The sequence below is a fragment of the Pseudomonas sp. GL-R-26 genome, assembly GCF_019947365.1.
In the GTDB taxonomy this organism is placed as follows: Bacteria; Pseudomonadota; Gammaproteobacteria; order Pseudomonadales; family Pseudomonadaceae; genus Aquipseudomonas.
Genome location: NZ_JAGYGI010000001.1, coordinates 103,340 through 120,960, shown reverse-complemented (window position 1 = coordinate 120,960; position 17,621 = coordinate 103,340). Strand labels below are relative to the sequence as shown.

Genomic DNA, 17,621 nt, shown 5'->3' with positions numbered 1-17,621 from the left:
AAACAGGGAGAGTCCCATGAACCGTAGCCTGACCCTAAAACTCGGGGCAATTGCCCTGTTGATTCTGTTGTTGCTGGTTCCACTGCTGATGATCAACGGCGTGATCCAGGACCGGCAGCAACTGCGCGACGGTGTGCTCGACGACATCGCCCGCAGTTCCAGCTTCAGCCAGCAAGTGAGCGGTCCGTTGATGGTGGTGCCGTATCGCAAGGTAGTGCGCACCTGGAAGACCCGTGAAAAAACCAACGAGCGTTATCAGGAGATCGGCGAAGAGCGCGGTCGTCTGTATTTCCTGCCGGAACGCTTCGAACTGGACGGCCAGGTGCAGACCGAGTTGCGCTCCCGGGGGATTTACCAGGCGCGGCTGTTTCATGCCGACAATCGCATCAGCGGGCATTTTTCGCTGCCGGCGCGGCTCGGTATCAAGGAAGACTTTGCCGATTACCGGTTCGACCAGCCGTTTCTCGCCGTTGGCATCAGCGACATCCGTGGTATCGAAAATGCCTTGAAACTCGAACTCGACGGCCAGAGTCTGGACTTCATTCCTGGAAGCCAGGTCGGTTGGCTGGGGGAGGGCGTGCACGTGGCGCTACCGACGCTGAATACAGAGAAGGCCACGGAGCTGGACTTCGGTTTTGACCTGCGCCTGCAAGGCACGGGTGTGTTGCAGGTCTTACCGGTGGGTAAAACCAGCACAGTCTCGCTGAGCGCCGACTGGCCTCACCCAAGCTTCATCGGCAACTATTTGCCGGCCCAGCGTAAAGTCACCGATCAGGGATTCTCCGCCAACTGGCAGGCGTCATTCTTCTCCACCAACTTGCAGGAGGCCTTGAACAGTTGCGTCACCGGCGGTGACTGCACAGCCTTTAGCGGCCGCAGCTTCGGGGTGAGCTTCATCGACCCGGTTGACCAGTACCTGAAAAGCGACCGGGCGATCAAATACGCGCTGCTGTTCATCGTCCTGACCTTCGCCGGGTTCTTCCTGTTCGAAGTGCTGAAAAGCCTGGCCGTGCACCCGGTGCAATACGCGCTGGTGGGGGTGGCCCTGGCAATCTTCTATCTGCTGTTGCTGTCGCTGTCCGAGCACATCGGTTTCGGGCTGGCATACCTGTTGTCGGCGGCTGGCTGTGTGTTGTTGATCGGATTTTATGTGTGCCATGTCCTGCGCAGTGTCGTAAACGGATTGAGTTTCTCCGCGGGGCTGGCGGGGTTGTACGGCCTGCTTTATGGCGTGTTGAGCGCCGAGGATTACGCGCTGCTGATGGGCTCGTTGTTGCTGTTCGGTTTGTTAGGCGTGTTCATGGTGCTGACACGCAAGCTGGATTGGTACGGGGTTGGGCAAAAACCGCCGCAACCTTTGGACTTCGATATTGGTGCGGTGCAATGAACCGGTCGGTGGGGTTGCGCGAGGATCAGCGCTGGAGCGAGGTGTTAGTGACGCGGATTTTGCAGTGGTTGCCTGATGAACCGCGTTGGTATTTTCGCGAGCAGGCTCGCTCCCACAAGGGTTCTCCAGTGAATACAAAATTTGTACGCACCGACGATCTGCTGTGGGAGCGGGCCTGTTCGCGAAGCGGACAGTACAGCCAGCGAAGTTCTAAGCCTTCGGCATCGTCACAATCATCGAAGGCCGCTGACTCACCTCGAAATACCACGCCGCCAACTGCGGATTCGCTGTGCGCCAATCCAGATCCGGATGGCGCAGGTCCAGGTAACCCAGTGCACAGGCCACGCTGATCGCGGCCACGTCGAAGTGGCAGGTCAGCTCGGCAATCGCGTCCTTTTCCAGCAAGGCCAGGGCGCGACGGATTTTGGCGCGCTGGCCGTCGAGCCATTCGTCCCAGTGTTTTTCCGGGGCGCGCAGGGCGGTTTCGTAGCGCACCAGCACGGCCGCGTCCATGATTCCGTCGGCCAGTGAGGCGAGGGTCAGGCGGCGCCAACGGGCCGAGCCTTCGCGGGGGATCAGCGGGTTGCCGACGTGCTGGTGGTCGAGGTAGTCGAGGATGACCCGGCTGTCGTGGATGATGTTGCCGTCGGCCAAGCGCAGGGCCGGGATTTTGCTCAGGGGGTTGTCTTCGATCAGGGTCAGGTCCGGGTTGACCGGGGTGAGCACGCTGGCCTGCAACGCCACACGGTTCTGCTGGCCGGTTTCGTGCAGCAGCACCATGACTTTGCGAACGAAGGGAGAGAGCGGGTTGTGGTACAGGGTCATGCTCGGGGCGGACATGGCAGCGTCTCGATCGGTGGCAGTGTCGGGCAGCATAGCGCGTTGGCCTGATAGCTCAAGATGGCAAACACCCTTGTAGGAGCGAGCCTGCTCGCGATGGCGGCCTGACATTCAACATCAATGCTGGCTTACAGACCGCTATCGCGAGCAGGCTCGCTCCTACAGGGCTTGTGTCTTAGCTGGCTGGAACTGCAGTTTGAAGATTTGGGGCGGCCACCTGAGGCTTGATCTCACGGGCAACGGTCCAGACGATGAACGCGGCAACGATGTCGAAAATCGCCAGCACCACGAACAGCGGGCTGTAGCCGATCTTGGTCACCATCACGCCAAACACCAGGGTGAACGCGGCTGCGCCCAGGTAGCCGAACATGCCGCCCATGCCGGTGGCGGTGGCCACTTCGTTTTTGCCGAACGAGTCGGAGGTGATCGCATACAGCGCACCGGACAGGGTCTGGTGCGCGAAGCCGCCAATGCACAACAGTGCGATGGCTGTGTACGGGCTGGCCACCAGGCCGATGCAGGCCGGGCCGATCATGCACGAGGCGCCGAACAGCAGGACCATTTTGCGCGAGGTGAACAACGACACGTTGCAGTACTTGTGGAAGAACGGGCTCAGGTAGCCGCCGAGCACGCAGCCGAGGTCGGCGGCCAGGAACGGCAGCCAGGCGAACATCGCGATCTCTTTGATGTTCATGTGCCGTTCGGTCATCAGGTACAGCGGAATCCACGCGTTGAAGGTCTGCCAGGCCGGCTCGGAGAGCATGCGTGCGCTGGCGATGGCGTAGAAGTTGCGGTTGCCGATGATCTTTTTCCAGCTGCCTTTTTTTGTCGCCGGGTCTTTGAAGTGCGCTTCCTGACCGCTGAGGATGTAATCGCGTTCTTCATCGCTCAGGCGCTTCTGGTCCCGTGGGTGCTTGTAGAGAATCATCCACAGGAACGTCCAGGCCACGCCCAAGCCGCCCACGATCAGGAACGCCAGTTCCCAGCCGCTGTGCAGAATCGCCCAGACCACCAGCGGCGGCGCCAGCACGGCACCAATCGACGAACCGATGTTGAACCAGCCGATGGCCACCGAGCGTTCTTTGGCCGGGAACCATTCAGTGGAAGTCTTGACCGCCGCCGGCAAGCCCGCCGCTTCGGTCAGGCCAAGCAGGCCGCGGACAAAGGCCAGGCCCTGCCAACCGGTCGCCAGGGCCGCCAGTGCGCAGGCAATCGACCAGGCGAAGGCGAAAATCGCGAAACCCATTTTGGTGCCGATGGCATCGATGATGTAGCCGGCCACCGGTTGCATCAGCGCATAGCACACCTGCCACGCGACGACGATGTGCGAGTACTGCTCGGTGGAGATGTTCATTTCGCTCATCAGGGTCGGAGCGGCCACTGACAGGGTATTGCGAGCCAGGTAGTTGACCATCAGGCCGGCCGTCACCAGGCCGACCATCCACCAGCGGATGCCTTTGACTTTCATCACTTCACCATGATTTTTTTGGATTTATTTTTGGTGCTGCATTTGTTGTAGGTTGTCGTACAACATGCGTCTTTATAGGAGCGCAAGGGTAAAACTGTCAACAGATATGTCAGAGGATTTGCAGGGGGAGGCGACAGGCGGGGGATGGTGTTGTCGTATGACTGGCGAGTATTTGAGACTTATCGTTGAACCTGTAGGAGTGAGCCTGCTCGCGAAGGCGGTGTGTCAGCCAATTCAATATCGACTGATACGGCCCCATCGCGAGCAGGCTCGCTCCCACAGGGATCAGCGGCGTTGCAGGAGGCCGTGCAGGGCCAGCACAGCTGGGATGCCCAGCCCCACCCAGCTCAACGAATCCCAAACACCATCCCCGAGCAACGCGGCAAACAACCCAGCCGCGCTGAGCATCGCGATGACGGTCGGGATGGCAAACACTTTCCAGAAGTTCGACTGCCGGGGCTTCATGCCACGCTCTCCGCTTTTTCCAGCACCGGCCTGGCAGCCTTGCGCCGTACCACCCACAGGTAGACCCCGCTGCCGAGCACGATGATGGTCAGCACATCCAGGGTCGCCCAGAGGATTTTCATCGGCATGCCGCCGTAGTCACCGAAGTGCAGCGGTTGCGACATGCCCATGGCGTCCATGTACCACGGTCGTTCGGCCACGGCGGTGACTTGCAGGGTGCTGGCGTCGATCAGTACCGGCGTCAGCAGGTGCGAGGTCAGGTGCGTGCTGCCTTTCATGAACACCGCGTAATGGTGCTCACTTGAAAAACGCGTGCCTGGGAAGGCGATGAAGTCCGGCTGCATGCCCGGCGCGACATCCTTGGCGATATCGAGCAAACGGGTCGCGGGCGCTCGTTGCGTCAGCGGTGGCGCATCGCGGTACGGCGCGACCATCGCGCTCAGGCTGTCGTTGCGCCAGGCGGCGATGATCAGGTCGGCGCAGGCACTGATCACACCTGTCACGCCGACCACCAAGGCCCAGGTCAGCGTCACCACGCCGATCAGGTTATGCAGGTCGAGCCAGCGCAGGCGGGTGGATTTGTCCTGACGCACGGTGGCGAATTTCAAGCGACGCGTGAACGGCAGGTACAGCACCGTGCCGGAAACGATCGCTACTACGAACAGAATCCCCATGAACGCCAGCAACAACTTGCCCGGCAGCCCGGCAAACATGTCCACGTGCAGGCGCAGCATGACCATCATGAAACCGCCGTTGGCCGATGGCGTCTCCAGCGCTTCGCCGGTACGGGCGTCGAGCATGAAGGTGTGGGACGAGTTCGGCTCCGTGCCCGCGGTCGCGGCCATGATGGTCAGCACCGCGTTGGGCTCATCGTCCTCAAAGCCAAAATACTGCATGACTTCACCGGGGCGATGCTTCTCGGCGGCTTCCACCAACTGCTGCAAATTCAGGCGCGGGGTGTCTGCCGGCATTGCCTTCACTTCAGGCGCATCGCCCAGCAAGTGGTCGATCTCGTGGTGAAAGATCAACGGCAGGCCAGTCAGTGCCAGCAGCAACAGGAACACGGTACAAATCAGGCTGGTCCAGGTATGAACAGCGGACCAGCGGCGAATTGTTTTACTTTTCATTTCATAGCCTTCAGAAAAACCAAAGCCGCCCACGAAGGACGGCCTGGTCATTGGGCGTGTCAGCTCAGAGCGTTACCACTTGTAGGTTGCACTTGCGACGACACTGCGCTGGTCGCCGTAGTAGCAGTAGAAGCTGTCGCAAGTCGAGATGTAGTCCTTGTCGAACAGGTTGGTGGCGTTAACGGCCAGCGAAGCGCCTTTGAGGCTGTTGTCCAGGCGACCGAGGTCGTAGTGAACCACTGCGTCGAACACCGTGTAGGCGCCGGCCTTGCCCAGCCAGGTGTTGGCCTGGTCGCCATAGGTATTGCCGGTATAGCGCGCACCAGCACCGATGCCAAACCCATCCAGCACGCCGTTGTGCCAGGTGTAGTCGCCCCACACCGACGCTTGCTGGTTTGGCATCAGTTGCAGGCGATTGCCCTTGTAGATGCCCTCTTGCACTTCGGATTTGGCCAGGGTGTAGGCGGCGGTGACCTTGAGGTTTTCGGTCACGTCGGAAACGGCTTCCAGTTCCAGGCCTTTGACTTTCACTTCGCCGGTCTGGCTGGTGACTGTCACATTGCCCACGTTGTTGGTGACGGAAACGTTTTTCTGGGTCAGGTCATACACAGCCGCCGTCAGCAGGGTGTTGCTGCCCGGTGGCTGGTACTTGATCCCCAGTTCCCACTGCTTGCCTTCGGTCGGCTTGAACGACTCGGTCGGCGAGGCGACGGCATTGCTGGTCGGCTGGAACGATTCGGCGTAGGACAGGTAGGGCACGAAGCCCGAGTCGAACACGTAGCTGATCGCCGCGTTGCCGCTGAAGTTCTTGTCGCGTTCAGTGTTGGTGGCATCGCCCTTGTTGAAGAACTTGGTACCGGTGTGGACCCAGTCTTCACGGCCGCCGAGGGTCAGGCGCCATTGGTCGAGGGCCATCTGGTCCTGGATGTACAGGCCGGTCTGCTGGGTCTTCTGTTCGTAGTCATAGAAGGCTGTGGAGCGTGCCGGACGGGTGATCGGCAAGCCATAGACCGGGTCGTTGACATTGATGCCCGGCGCAGTGCCGAAGATCGAGAGGTAGTTGGTGGTGTTGCGTTGGTGGTCCAGGCCGATCAGCAGGGTGTGACTGACGTCGCCTGTGACGAAGTCGCCCTGGAAGTTGTTGTCCACGGCGAATTGGGCGATGTCTTCGTCGACATTGGTGGTGCCACGGCCGGTGTTGCCTTGATCGTCGACGACAAACCCGAACTCGGCAAACTCAGGGTTGTAGCTGTTGACGGTCACGGCCTGGAACGACAGCTCCGACTTGGTGTAGCGCAGGTTCTGCCGGAACTGCCAGACATCGTTCAGGCGGTGTTCGAAGGCATAACCCAGCGCGTAGTAGGTGCGGTCGTAGAAGTCGTAGTTCGGATCACCCAGGTTCTTGTGGTGGGAGATATCGCCGAACGGCATGTCGATCTTGGTACCCTGGATCGGATAGAACTGACTGGTGATACCGGTATCGTCACGGGTGAATTGCGTGAGCAGGGTGAACCTGGTGTCGTCGTCGATGTTCCAGGTCAGGCTTGGTGCAATGTTGTAGCGCTTGTCATCGATGTGGTCGATGGGCGTGCCGCCGTCGCGCAGTACGCCGCTGAGGCTATACAGGAACTGGCCTTCGTCGTCGATTTTGCCGGTGCTGGCGAAGTTGATCTGACGATGATTGTCGCTGCCGTATTGCAGTTGGATCTCGCTGCTGGCTTCAGCGCTTGGGCGGCGGCTGACCATGTCCAGCAGGCCGCCCGGCGGTGTCTGGCCGTACACCGAGGAGGCCGGTCCGCGAAGCAGCGCCAGGCGGTCGAGGTTCCAGGTTTCCTGTTTCGGGTTGGAGTACACGCCTTTTGGCAGTGGCAGGCCGTCGAGGAATTGAGTCGGCTCGAAACCCCGCACGCGCAACCAGTCGGCGCGGGTGTCGCTGCCGAAGCTGCTGGAGGTGATGCCCGGCAAGTAGCGCACGGCATCGTCGAGGGTGTGCGCGTTGCGGTCGTCCATCTGCTCACGAGTGACGACCGAAATCGAACGCGGCGCCTCGACCAGGGCGGTGTCGGTCTTGGTGCCGGCGGCGGTGCGCTTGGCCAGGTAGCCCTGTACCGGGCCCCAGGCGCTTTCAGTGTCTTGCACGCCGATCACGCTGGTCGCCGGCAGGTCCATCACACCCTCGGGCACGGCCACCAGGGTGTAGGTGCCTACACTGCTCTGCTCCAGTTGCAGGCCGGTGCCACGCAGAGCTTCGCGCAGGGCGCCGGCTGCGTCGAACTGGCCTTTGACCGGCGCCGAGGTCTTGCCCGCCGCCAGGGACGGATTCAGCGAGAGTGCCAAACCGGCCTGGCTGGCGATCTGGTTCAGGGTGTTGGTCAGTGGCGCAGCCGGCAGGTTGTAGGCGCGGACGCTGGATGCTTGTTCAGCGGCGACCAGTTGGCTGCTGGCCAACGGGGTGCAAAGGGCAATGGCGACCGTCAGCAAACTGCGGCGCAACAGGGAGTCTAGCGAACGAGGCATACAGCGGCTCCTGAATGGAAACATTTCTCAATTGCCTATGTGCCGAACGAAAATCAAAAAGTGATAGGGCTGGATGAAAATAATTTCGATTCAGTAATTCAATTGGCATCGAGGAACTTCAGGCATGCGCATTTAGTGGCGAGGGGGCTTGTCGGATCGCCGCACCGTCCCGTCCGGCTGCGAAGCAGTCGTAAAATCAGCCAAAGCGGTTTAACTGGAAAATGCGGGGCCGCTTCGCGACCCAGCGGGAGCAAGCTCCCTCGCCACAAGGGGCTATGTGCGGGTTCAGGGCTTGGTATCAGCCTTGGCCACGACCTTTACCCACCATGGCGTGTGCTGTTCGATCTGCACCGGCAGGGTTGGCAGCAGGGCGTTGAGTGCCAGGTCGGTGTCGCGCAGCGGGAAGCTGCCAGTGATGCGCAGGTCGGCCACTTCCGGTGCGACCCCGACGTATCCGTTTCGATAGCGGCCGATTTCATGCACCAGATCTTCCAGCCGCGTGTTGTCCACCACCAGCATGCCGCGGGTCCAGGCATCTGCGCCGAGGCTGACGGCCAGAACCGGGCCCAGGCCGTTGTTGCGGATCAGCACCTGTTGACCTTCGCGCAGAATCTGTTCGTCAGGGTTGGACTCAGGGTGAACCGCCACCGCCGACTGCAATACGCTCAAGCGCGTTCCATCTTCCTCGCGCTTGACCAGAAACCGCGTACCCAGCGCGCGCATGCTGCCTTCGCGGGTTTCGACGATGAACGGCCGGGGATCGCCATGGCCGGTTTCAACCAGAATTTCGCCTTCCTGCAGCACGATGCGCCGCTGCTTTTCATCGAAACGCACATCCAGCGCGCTGTGGGTGTTGAGATTGACCAGCGTGCCGTCAGCCAGGCGCAGGGTGCGCTGCTCGCCAACGGCGGTGCGCTGGTCGGCCAGCCAATAGTCGATCGGCAGGTAACGATCCCCGGCGAACAGGGCCAGGCCGATCACTGCAACGATGCTGGCGACACCGTTACCAAGCTTGCGCACTCGCCGGCGAATACCTTCGCGCGATTGCAGCAAGGCCGTGCGGGCCGGGCCGCTGGCCACGCTGAAACGCTGGTCGAGCATACCCAGCTGGCGCCAGGCGCGGGCGTGCTCTTCGTGGGCCGCGTGCCACTTGGCGAATTCTTCGCGCTCTACCGGGTTGGCGGAGTCCATGGACAACTGCCAGGCAATCGCCGCGTCCAGCACGCTGGCCGATACCGGTTTGGAACTGACCGGGTTCATGTCGGCTCACCATACAGCGCGATATAGCACTGGCGGATGCCTTGGGCCAGGTACTGGCGCACCCGCGGCACCGAAACCCCCAGGCGCTCGGCGATGTCTGCGTGGCCGAGGCCATCGAGACGGTTGTAGAGGAACGCCGCCCGGGCCTTGCTGGAAAGCTTGCCGAGCAAACGTTCGATGTTTTTCAGGTCTTCGAGGATCATTTGCTGTTCTTCCGTCGACGGTTGCTCGGCTTCGGGAATCAGCATCAGCTCGGTGAGGTAAGCCTGTTCCAGCGCGGCGCGACGGAAATAATCGAACAGCAGGCCCTTGGCGATCGCCACCAGAAACGCCCGAGGCTCGCGCGGGACCTTCAGTTCCTCACGGCCCAGCAAACGCACGAAAGTGTCCTGGCTCAGGTCTTCGGCCCGCTGCGGGCAGGCGACGTTGCGTCGAAGCCAGGCCAATAGCCAACCGCGATGGTCGCGATATAACGCACCGACGAGCTCACTTTGAGGGCTTGGAACTGACGACACGCCGCATCACCGATTGGGAAATATTAACTAACGAGAATGGTTCGCGATTGTGGCAGAGGCGAGGGAGGTAAGCAATTGGCGTTGGTCGGGTGGGAACTTGGCGACGGCCCCTGTAGGCGCGAGCAGGCTCGCTCCTACAGTGATTGCTTATAGGTCAGAAGGACGGCGCCTGCTGCCGGCGCTTCCACTGATTCAAGCGCTGTTGCAGATTCAACGGGCTATGAATCTGTTGCTGTCGCGCACGGCTGAACAGGATCAGCATCAGTTCGGCGGTGGCCAGGGCGTCGGCGCTGGCGTGGTGGCGCTCGAAGACTTCGAGCTTGAACCAGTCGATCCAATCGTCCAGCCCGGCCTCGCGAATGTGCGCCTGGGGGCATAGCAGCGGCGCAATGTCCGCCACATCCAGAAACGGATGCTGCAATTTGAAACCCAGGTGATCTTTCAATGCACGGCCGAGCATGTGCTGGTCAAACGGCGCGTGAAAGGCCAGCACCGGACTGTCCCCGATGTACTCCATCAGGTCGAGCAATGCTTCTGTCGGTTCGCTGCCCGCCGCAATGGCGCTGGGGCCAATGCCGTGGATCAGCACGCTGGGGCCGAGTTTCACTTGCGGATATTGCAGGGTGCGTTCGAACTGCTGGCGAAAGTCGATGGCCCCGTCCTCGATCACCACCGCGCCGATGGACAACACGTGGTCCTTGCTCAGGTTCAAGCCGGTGGTTTCCAGGTCGAGCACCACCCAGCGTTGCTCGCGCAGGCTGCACTGCGCCAGATCGGCAGCCGTCGGTAATTGCTCCAGCCGATGTTGCAAGTGAACTGGGAGGGTGGGGCTCGGCGGGCGCAGCCACGAAAACAGGCTCATAACTGATACCGCAAGGTCAGGCTGCTTTGCAGGCGTTGTGCCTGGCGCAGGGACTCACGCAGGATGCGTCGGTCCAGATGATTGAGGCTGTCGGGATCGACCCGATTCGAATAGGGAAAATTCTCCCGGGTCTGTAGTTGGTGCTGCTGCATGCGGGTCTGCTGGATGAAGTGATAGGCCTCTTCGTACGCGGCGCCGTCCAGGGGATCGATGACCTCCTTGTCGACCAACTGGCGAAAACGCTCCAGCGTGTTGTTCGCTTCGATACCGTGGACCAGGGCCAGTAACCGGGCGCCGTCGACAAAGGGTGCCAGGCCCTGGATCTTCAGGTCCAGGGTGGCCTTCTCGCCATTTTTGCGCGCCAGCACGAACTCGCGGAAACGCCCTACGGGCGGGCGATTGCGCAGCGCATTCTCGGCCATCATGCGCTGGAACAAACGGTTGTCGCCGACCTGATCGAGAATGCCCCGACGCAACTGCTCGCAGCCTTGCTCGCTGCCCCAGACCACGCGTAAATCGAAATAGATGCTCGAGCCCAGCAGGTTCTCCGGGGTTGCCTCGCGGATAAACGCCGCAAAGCGCCGCGCCCATTCGGCCCGGGACAGGCACAGCTCGGGGTTGCCGGCCATGATATTGCCCTTGCACAAAGTGAAGCCGCACAGCGCCAGGCTCTGGTTGATCTGCTGGGCGATGGGCAACAGCTTGCCGCGAATCTCGGCGGCATGGGCCGCATCCCTGGCTTCGAACAGAATGCCGTTGTCCTGATCGGTGTGCAGGGTCTGCTCGCGCCGGCCTTCACTGCCGAAACACAGCCAGCTGAACGGCACGCCGGGGTCGCCTTTTTCGGCGAGGGTCAGTTCGATCACCCGGCACACGGTGTGGTCGTTGAGCAAGGTGATGATGTGGGTGATCTGCGTCGAAGACGCGCCGTGGGCCAGCATGCGCTCGACCAGTTGACCGATTTCGCCCCGCAGCGCCACCAGGTTTTCCACTTTCTGGGCATTGCGGATAGTGCGCGCCAGGTGCACCAGGTCGACCCGTTGCAGGGAAAACAGGTCGCGCTCGGAAACCACGCCGCACAAGCGCTGGTCCTTGACCAGGCAGACGTGGGCGATGTGACGCTCAGTCATGGCAATCGCCGCGTCGAAAGCACTGTGATCCGGCGACAGGAAAAACGGTGCCCGGGTCATGTGTCCTTCGATGGCCTCGTTGAAATCACTGCTGCCGTTGGCCACGGTCTGGCGCAGGTCGCGCAGGGTGAAAATCCCCAGTGGCGCCTTGAGTTCATCGACCACCACGATGCTGCCGACTTGCTGTTCATGCATCAACGTCACGGCTTCGCGCAACGGCGTCTGCGGGCTGCACGTTACCGGGTGGCGCATGGCCAATTCGCCCAGTCGGGTATTGAGCGAATATTGGGTGCCCAGGGTTTCCACGGCTTTTTGCTGCACTTGCTGGTTGACCTGATCCAGCAGGCTGCTGACGCAGCGCAGGGCGAAGTTGCGGAAGGTGTCCGATAGCGAAAACAGGCGGATGAACGCCGGCTTGTTCAGTTGCAGGCAGAAGGTGTCCTCGCCGGCCAGGTGCTCGGTGCGGGTCGCCCGTTCACCCAGCAACGCCGCGAGGGGGAAGCACTCGCCGGTGGTGATCTCGAAGACCGTTTCGGTGCCACCGTTTGCCGTATGCGGACGCTCGCCCACGACCCGGCCTTGCTTGACGATATAGAAATGCTCGACCGGCCCGTCGGCGGGTTTGATGATGCTCTCGCCGGGGGCGTAAAAACGCAGCTGACATTGCTCGACCAGATACGCCAGGTGAGCGTGTTCCATCTGGTTGAAGGGCGGGAAGCGCTGAAGGAATTGCAACGTGCCCTGGATGTTCTGCAACACCGCGGTTTTCCCTGCCTGTGTGAAGGCGTCCGCTTTACTCATAACCATTACCGCAGTCTTTTTTGAATTGTTGTAGTCGGATGACCCAGACATGGTCGACCCCTGTGGCCGGGGTGCCCATTGGACGTAAGTCTAGGTAGGCAGTTCGCACCCTGAAGTGTCGGAAGAAGCCTACGCAAGTGTGCGAAAAACCTCACGGCCCCCCTATTGGAAAATTATCCGACGGAGTGCACATTGATGGTCTGCTTAGCGATGTCTCACAACTGTGCTAGGGAATTGAACTGAACATGTAGAGAAAGCCATGTCCGACCACGATATTTTGAGCGACGCCGAGCGCGAAGCGCTGAGTGCCGTCATGCTGGAACCTGACCTGCCACCGCAACGGGTGCTGATCGTCGATGACGATAAAGACGCCCGGGACCTGCTGTCAGAGATTCTGGCACTGGACGGTATTCGCTGCCTGACCGCGGCCAGTGGCGAAGCGGCGCTCAAGATGCTGGAGGAAAAACCTTCGATCGGACTGGTGATTACCGACCTGCGCATGGGCCACATCGATGGGCTGGACCTGATCCGACAGGTGCGCGAGTCGGTACGGGCGGCGTTGCCGGTCATCATCGTCTCGGGCGATGCCGACGTGAAAGATGCGATCGCCGCGATGCATTTGAATGTGGTGGATTTTCTGCTCAAGCCGATTGATGCCGGCAAGCTGCTGGAACTGGTCAAGCATGAGCTTGGGATTGAGCCTTAGTCCAAGCCAGTTAACCGAGCCCAAAAAGAAAAAGCCCTGATCTTTCGATCAGGGCTTTTTCATGTCCGGCGCAGAGGCTCAGTTACAGGCCATTGGCAGCCTTGAACTCACGACGACGACGGTGCAGGACCGGCTCGGTGTAGCCGTTCGGCTGCTTCGTGCCTTCAACCACCAGTTCGACCGCCGCCTGGAAGGCGATGTTGCTGTCGAAGTTGGGGGCCAGCGGACGGTACAGCGCGTCGCCGGCGTTCTGACGGTCAACCACCGGCGCCATGCGCTTGAGGCTTTCCATGACCTGGTCTTCGGTGACGATGCCGTGACGCAGCCAGTTGGCGATGTGCTGGCTGGAAATACGCAGCGTTGCACGGTCTTCCATCAGGCCGACGTCGTTGATGTCCGGCACTTTCGAACAGCCGACGCCCTGGTCGATCCAGCGCACGACGTAACCGAGAATGCCCTGGGAGTTGTTGTCCAGTTCGTTCTTGATCTGTTCGGCGGTCCACTGCGGGTTCACCGCCAGCGGGATGGTCAGGATGTCGTCCACCGACGCATGGGCACGCTTGGCCAGTTCGGCCTGACGGGCGAACACGTCAACCTTGTGGTAGTGCAGCGCGTGCAGGGCAGCAGCGGTCGGCGATGGTACCCAGGCGGTGTTGGCGCCAGCCATCGGGTGAGCGATTTTCTGTTCGAGCATCGCCGCCATCAGGTCAGGCATGGCCCACATGCCTTTACCGATCTGCGCGCGACCTTGCAGGCCGGTGCTCAGACCGATATCGACATTGGAGTTCTCGTAGGCGCCGATCCATTTTTCCGCCTTCATGTCCGCCTTGCGCACCATCGGGCCGGCTTCCATGGAAGTGTGGATTTCATCGCCCGTGCGGTCGAGGAAACCGGTGTTGATGAACACCACGCGCTCGCTCGCCGCCTTGATGCAGGCCTTGAGGTTGATCGTGGTACGACGCTCCTCGTCCATGATCCCGACTTTGAGGGTGTTGCGCGGCAGGCCCAACACGTCTTCGATGCGACCGAACAGCTCGTTGGTGAACGCCGCTTCTTCAGGACCGTGCATCTTCGGCTTCACGATGTAGATGGAGCCGGTGCGGGTGTTTTTGCGCGAGGTGTTGCCGTTCAGGTTGTGCATCGATGCCAGGCAAGTCACCAGGCCATCGAGAATGCCTTCCGGTACTTCGTTACCGTCTTTGTCCAGAATCGCATCGATGGTCATCAGGTGACCGACGTTACGCACGAACAGCAACGAACGACCGTGCAGGCTCAGTTCACTGCCATCGACCGCGGTGTAGGTGCGGTCGGCGTTCATGGTGCGGGTAAAGGTCTGACCGCCTTTAGCGACGTTTTCCGACAGATCGCCCTTCATCAGGCCGAGCCAGTTGCGGTAGATCACCACTTTGTCATCGGCGTCGACGGCGGCAACCGAGTCTTCGCAGTCCATGATGGTGGTCAGCGCGGCTTCCATCAGGATGTCTTTGACGCCGGCCGCGTCGGTCTGACCGACCGGGGTGCTGGCGTCGACCTGGATTTCGAAATGCAGGCCGTTGTTTTTCAGCAGGATCGCAGTCGGTGCAGCGGCATCGCCCTGGAAGCCGATCAGTTGCGCGTCGTTGCGCAGGCCGGTGTTGCTGTCGCCTTTGAGGGCGACCACCAGTTTGCCGTCGACGATCTTGTAGCCGGTGGAATCGACGTGGGAGCCGGCCGCCAAAGGCGCGGCTTCGTCGAGGAAGGCACGGGCGAAAGCGATGACCTTGTCGCCGCGTACCTTGTTGTAGCCTTTGCCTTTTTCCGCGCCGTCGGCTTCGCTGATGGCGTCGGTGCCGTAGAGCGCATCGTACAGCGAGCCCCAGCGGGCGTTCGAGGCATTGAGCGCGAAGCGGGCGTTCATGACAGGCACCACGAGCTGTGGGCCGGCCATGCGGGCGATTTCTTCATCGACGTTTTGCGTCGTTGCCTGGAAATCGGCCGCTTCTGGCAGCAGATAACCGATGTCTTGCAGGAAGGCTTTATAGGCTTTCGGGTCGTGCACCTGGGCTGTCCCAAGAGCTCGACGCGCCTGGTGCCAGCCATCGATACGAGCCTGGAAATCATCGCGTTTGGCGAGTAGGGCTTTGTTCTTCGGCGCCAGGTCATGGATGACCTTGTCGGCACCGGCCCAGAACTTATCGGCGGTGAGGCCGGTACCGGGAATGGCTTCGTTGTTCACGAAGTCGAACAGGACTTTGGCGACCTGCAGGCCACCGACTTGAACGTGTTCAGTCATTGCTTGCCTCACTCTGCTCAGCTATTTCGCTTTTCAGCTCTTCAATTTAACAATGAAGCCTTTGGCCATTTAAACCACAAACCCCTCTACCAGTACATGCCCATGACAGGCGGCTGGGTTGGGACCAATCAACGGCTTGGGGCCTTGCTGACAGGGCTTTCAGGGTTGCGAACGTGCCTGCGGCAGACATCGATCCAGCGTTATGTAGTGCGCGCTGCGGCATACTACATGATGAATTGCGGTTGTGAAAATTAGACTAATTACGTCGTTCTGCGACCCCATGACGCATTGCGGTCACGTCGGGGAGCGTGATGTTCTCAAAAAACTATTAGATTGTTCCAGTTAAATATCAAAAGTTGTACACGATTTGTTGGGTCAGTCAGATCGGCGGTGCCTTCATTCGCGAGCAGGCTCGCTCCCACTAAGGCCCGCGCAACCCTTGTGGGCGCGAGCCTGCTCGCGAAGGCGCCTGACCTGTCGGCGCAGGTCCAACCCTTGCCTATACTTGGTTCTCTATAACAAAAGTCATGACAAGAGGGCTGTGCCATGGACCACCTCGTACTCACTGTTTTTGCTCCGGACAAGCCCGGGCAAGTCGAGCGCATTGCCCAATGCATTGCCGAGCACGGCGGCAACTGGCTGGAAAGCCGCATGTCGCGCATGGCGGGACAATTCGCCGGGATTCTTCGGGTTGGGGTGCCGGCCGAGGCCTACGACGAACTGGTCGATGCCTTGCAGGGCTTGTCCGCCCATGGCATTCGCGTGTTGATCGCTGAAAGCGGTATCGAACAATCCTGCACCTGGAAACCGATCGCCATGGAACTGGTGGGCAATGATCGCCCGGGGATCGTGCGTGACATCACGCGCTTGCTGAGCGAGCAGGGGGTGAGTCTGGAGCGGCTGGTCACCGAAGTGCGTCCGGCACCGATGAGCAGCGAGCCGTTGTTCCATGCCGAAGCGATTCTTGCGGTCCCGCTGACGCTGTCGCTGGACGTACTGCAATCGCGGCTGGAAACCCTGGCTGACGACCTGATGGTCGAGTTGGTGCTGCGCAGTGAACCCTGATCAGGTTATCCAAGTTAAACGTGCACCCGCCTGTGGATAACCTGTAGAGACACCCCGCCAGGCCACGCCGACCGGGGTTCTTCATGTTTTGATCAAAAAACAAGCAGTTTCAGATACTTGCACACAAACGGCGGGGATCACGCTGTGGATAACCTTGGGAAGGAATGATGCAGGCCACGGGAGACGTGGCCTGTAGGTGTTTGTATGTTTTTTGATCAGCTGCGGCGGCGCAAACTTATCCACGCATCGATGCTGTAAACCGCCAGGCCGGCCCAGATAAACATGAACGCTACCAAGGTGCTGGACGACAGGTGCTCGCCAAACAGCAGGACCGCTTGCAGCAGAACCAGGGTCGGCGCCAGGTACTGGAGAAACCCCAGTGTCGTGTAGGGCAAATGCCGTGCGGCAGCGTTGAAGCAGACCAGCGGCACCAGCGTGATCGGGCCGGCGGCGACCAGCCACCAGGCTTGGGAGGTGGTCCAGAATTCGGCCTGGGCGCTGCTGGCCGTCGGATTGAGCAGCAACCAACCGAGGGCAATCGGTACCAGCATCCAGGTTTCCACCACCAGCCCCGGCAGTGCCTTGACCGGTGCCTGCTTGCGAATCAGGCCATAGAAACCGAAGGTCAGTGCCAACACCAGCGACACCCATGGCAGGCTGCCGACTTGCCAGACCTGTTGCGCCACACCGACAGCCGCCAGCCCGACGGCAATCCATTGCATGCGCCGCAGCCGTTCGCCAAGGATCAGCATGCCCAGCAACACGTTCACCAAGGGGTTGATGTAGTAACCGAGGCTGGCCTCCAGCATGCGTCCGTTGTTCACCGACCAGACGTAGGTCAGCCAGTTGGCTGCTATCAGCGCACCGCTCAGGGCCAGGATCGCCAGCCGTCGTGGATTCTCCCGCAGCTCGCGCCACCAGCCGGGATGCTTCCAGACCATCAGCAACAAGGCGCCGAACAGCGCTGACCACAGCACCCGGTGGATGATGATTTCCACGGCGGGCACACTGGCGATGGCTTTGAAGTAGAGGGGGAAAAGTCCCCAGATGATGTAGGCACTCAGGCCCAGAATGTACCCGCGACGCGGGTTGGCGGCTTGCATGCAGAATCCTTGCTTAGGCAGCTAACAAAGAGGGGATTGTAAGGAGATTTGTCTGCGAATGTCCTGACTGAATAGGTTGGGTATTTGTGAACACAAACAACTG

14 protein-coding genes are annotated in these 17,621 nt (G+C 60.6%); 3 read left to right on the top strand and 11 right to left on the bottom strand.

All coding sequences use genetic code 11. From position 1 onward, the window contains the following. The first annotated feature begins 16 nt into the window (after positions 1-16). A complete protein-coding gene (creD, locus tag KGA96_RS00520) occupies positions 17-1,387 on the top strand; it encodes a cell envelope integrity protein CreD (protein WP_046039396.1) in 1,371 nt (456 codons plus the stop codon). Between the two features lie 210 nt (positions 1,388-1,597). On the opposite strand, the gene KGA96_RS00515 is transcribed toward creD, so the two are convergent. From KGA96_RS00515 to KGA96_RS00475, 9 genes are all read right to left on the bottom strand, one after another. Next, the gene (locus KGA96_RS00515; protein WP_223465295.1) at positions 1,598-2,227 is read right to left on the bottom strand and encodes a glutathione S-transferase family protein; all 630 of its coding nucleotides are present in this window, start codon (positions 2,225-2,227) and stop codon (positions 1,598-1,600) included. A gap of 175 nt (positions 2,228-2,402) precedes the next feature. Continuing rightward, the gene (locus KGA96_RS00510; protein WP_223511267.1) at positions 2,403-3,695 is read right to left on the bottom strand and encodes an MFS transporter; all 1,293 of its coding nucleotides are present in this window, start codon (positions 3,693-3,695) and stop codon (positions 2,403-2,405) included. Between the two features lie 285 nt (positions 3,696-3,980). Further along, a complete protein-coding gene (locus KGA96_RS00505; protein WP_046039401.1) occupies positions 3,981-4,160 on the bottom strand; it encodes a hypothetical protein in 180 nt (59 codons plus the stop codon). Beyond that, positions 4,157-5,287, bottom strand: coding sequence for a PepSY-associated TM helix domain-containing protein (locus KGA96_RS00500; protein ID WP_223511265.1), 1,131 nt, complete (start codon positions 5,285-5,287; stop codon positions 4,157-4,159). The genes KGA96_RS00505 and KGA96_RS00500 overlap by 4 nt, the downstream gene beginning before the upstream one ends. A gap of 72 nt (positions 5,288-5,359) precedes the next feature. Further along, positions 5,360-7,804: a TonB-dependent siderophore receptor gene (locus KGA96_RS00495; protein WP_223511262.1), complete on the bottom strand. Its 2,445-nt coding sequence runs from the start codon at positions 7,802-7,804 to the stop codon at positions 5,360-5,362. 285 nt (positions 7,805-8,089) lie between these two features. Beyond that, positions 8,090-9,064: a FecR domain-containing protein gene (locus KGA96_RS00490; protein WP_223511254.1), complete on the bottom strand. Its 975-nt coding sequence runs from the start codon at positions 9,062-9,064 to the stop codon at positions 8,090-8,092. Continuing rightward, on the bottom strand, positions 9,061-9,579 hold the full coding sequence (locus tag KGA96_RS00485) for an RNA polymerase sigma factor (RefSeq protein ID WP_223465302.1): 519 nt from the start codon (positions 9,577-9,579) through the stop codon (positions 9,061-9,063). The genes KGA96_RS00490 and KGA96_RS00485 overlap by 4 nt, the downstream gene beginning before the upstream one ends. A 154-nt stretch (positions 9,580-9,733) precedes the next feature. Then, positions 9,734-10,441 (bottom strand): PolC-type DNA polymerase III, encoded by a 708-nt coding sequence (locus KGA96_RS00480; RefSeq protein WP_223511251.1) that lies wholly within the window; start codon positions 10,439-10,441, stop codon positions 9,734-9,736. Beyond that, a complete protein-coding gene (locus KGA96_RS00475; RefSeq protein WP_223465304.1) occupies positions 10,438-12,378 on the bottom strand; it encodes a putative nucleotidyltransferase substrate binding domain-containing protein in 1,941 nt (646 codons plus the stop codon). The genes KGA96_RS00480 and KGA96_RS00475 overlap by 4 nt, the downstream gene beginning before the upstream one ends. Before the next feature lie 253 nt (positions 12,379-12,631). Between KGA96_RS00475 and KGA96_RS00470 the strand changes: the two genes are divergently transcribed. Continuing rightward, complete coding sequence (locus KGA96_RS00470; RefSeq protein ID WP_223511249.1) at positions 12,632-13,078, top strand: response regulator; 447 nt, start codon at positions 12,632-12,634, stop codon at positions 13,076-13,078. An 82-nt stretch (positions 13,079-13,160) separates the two neighbouring features. Here the strand turns inward: KGA96_RS00470 and KGA96_RS00465 are convergent, their stop codons facing one another. Further along, positions 13,161-15,350 carry a malate synthase G gene (locus KGA96_RS00465; RefSeq protein ID WP_223511240.1) on the bottom strand — a complete coding sequence of 730 codons (2,190 nt, stop codon included), beginning with the start codon at positions 15,348-15,350 and terminating at the stop codon, positions 13,161-13,163. 546 nt (positions 15,351-15,896) lie between these two features. Between KGA96_RS00465 and KGA96_RS00460 the strand changes: the two genes are divergently transcribed. Continuing rightward, positions 15,897-16,415, top strand: a complete 519-nt coding sequence (locus KGA96_RS00460) for a glycine cleavage system protein R (RefSeq protein WP_046039415.1) — start codon at positions 15,897-15,899, stop codon at positions 16,413-16,415. Positions 16,416-16,630: 215 nt separating this feature from the next. Here the strand turns inward: KGA96_RS00460 and rarD are convergent, their stop codons facing one another. Continuing rightward, complete coding sequence (rarD, locus tag KGA96_RS00455; RefSeq protein ID WP_046039417.1) at positions 16,631-17,518, bottom strand: EamA family transporter RarD; 888 nt, start codon at positions 17,516-17,518, stop codon at positions 16,631-16,633. Positions 17,519-17,621 lie beyond the last annotated feature (103 nt).

What these genes read in the sequence shown, in the direction of transcription:
- KGA96_RS00510 (WP_223511267.1), bottom strand. Translation starts at nt 3,695, where the DNA reads ATGAAAGTCAAAGGCATCCGCTGGTGGATGGTCGGCCTGGTGACGGCC.
- KGA96_RS00465 (WP_223511240.1), bottom strand. Translation starts at nt 15,350, where the DNA reads ATGACTGAACACGTTCAAGTCGGTGGCCTGCAGGTCGCCAAAGTCCTG.
- KGA96_RS00505 (WP_046039401.1), bottom strand. Translation starts at nt 4,160, where the DNA reads ATGAAGCCCCGGCAGTCGAACTTCTGGAAAGTGTTTGCCATCCCGACC.
- KGA96_RS00460 (WP_046039415.1), top strand. Translation starts at nt 15,897, where the DNA reads ATGGACCACCTCGTACTCACTGTTTTTGCTCCGGACAAGCCCGGGCAA.
- KGA96_RS00480 (WP_223511251.1), bottom strand. Translation starts at nt 10,441, where the DNA reads ATGAGCCTGTTTTCGTGGCTGCGCCCGCCGAGCCCCACCCTCCCAGTT.
- rarD (WP_046039417.1), bottom strand. Translation starts at nt 17,518, where the DNA reads ATGCAAGCCGCCAACCCGCGTCGCGGGTACATTCTGGGCCTGAGTGCC.
- KGA96_RS00490 (WP_223511254.1), bottom strand. Translation starts at nt 9,064, where the DNA reads ATGAACCCGGTCAGTTCCAAACCGGTATCGGCCAGCGTGCTGGACGCG.
- KGA96_RS00475 (WP_223465304.1), bottom strand. Translation starts at nt 12,378, where the DNA reads ATGGTTATGAGTAAAGCGGACGCCTTCACACAGGCAGGGAAAACCGCG.
- KGA96_RS00515 (WP_223465295.1), bottom strand. Translation starts at nt 2,227, where the DNA reads ATGTCCGCCCCGAGCATGACCCTGTACCACAACCCGCTCTCTCCCTTC.
- KGA96_RS00495 (WP_223511262.1), bottom strand. Translation starts at nt 7,804, where the DNA reads ATGCCTCGTTCGCTAGACTCCCTGTTGCGCCGCAGTTTGCTGACGGTC.
- KGA96_RS00470 (WP_223511249.1), top strand. Translation starts at nt 12,632, where the DNA reads ATGTCCGACCACGATATTTTGAGCGACGCCGAGCGCGAAGCGCTGAGT.
- creD (WP_046039396.1), top strand. Translation starts at nt 17, where the DNA reads ATGAACCGTAGCCTGACCCTAAAACTCGGGGCAATTGCCCTGTTGATT.
- KGA96_RS00500 (WP_223511265.1), bottom strand. Translation starts at nt 5,287, where the DNA reads ATGAAAAGTAAAACAATTCGCCGCTGGTCCGCTGTTCATACCTGGACC.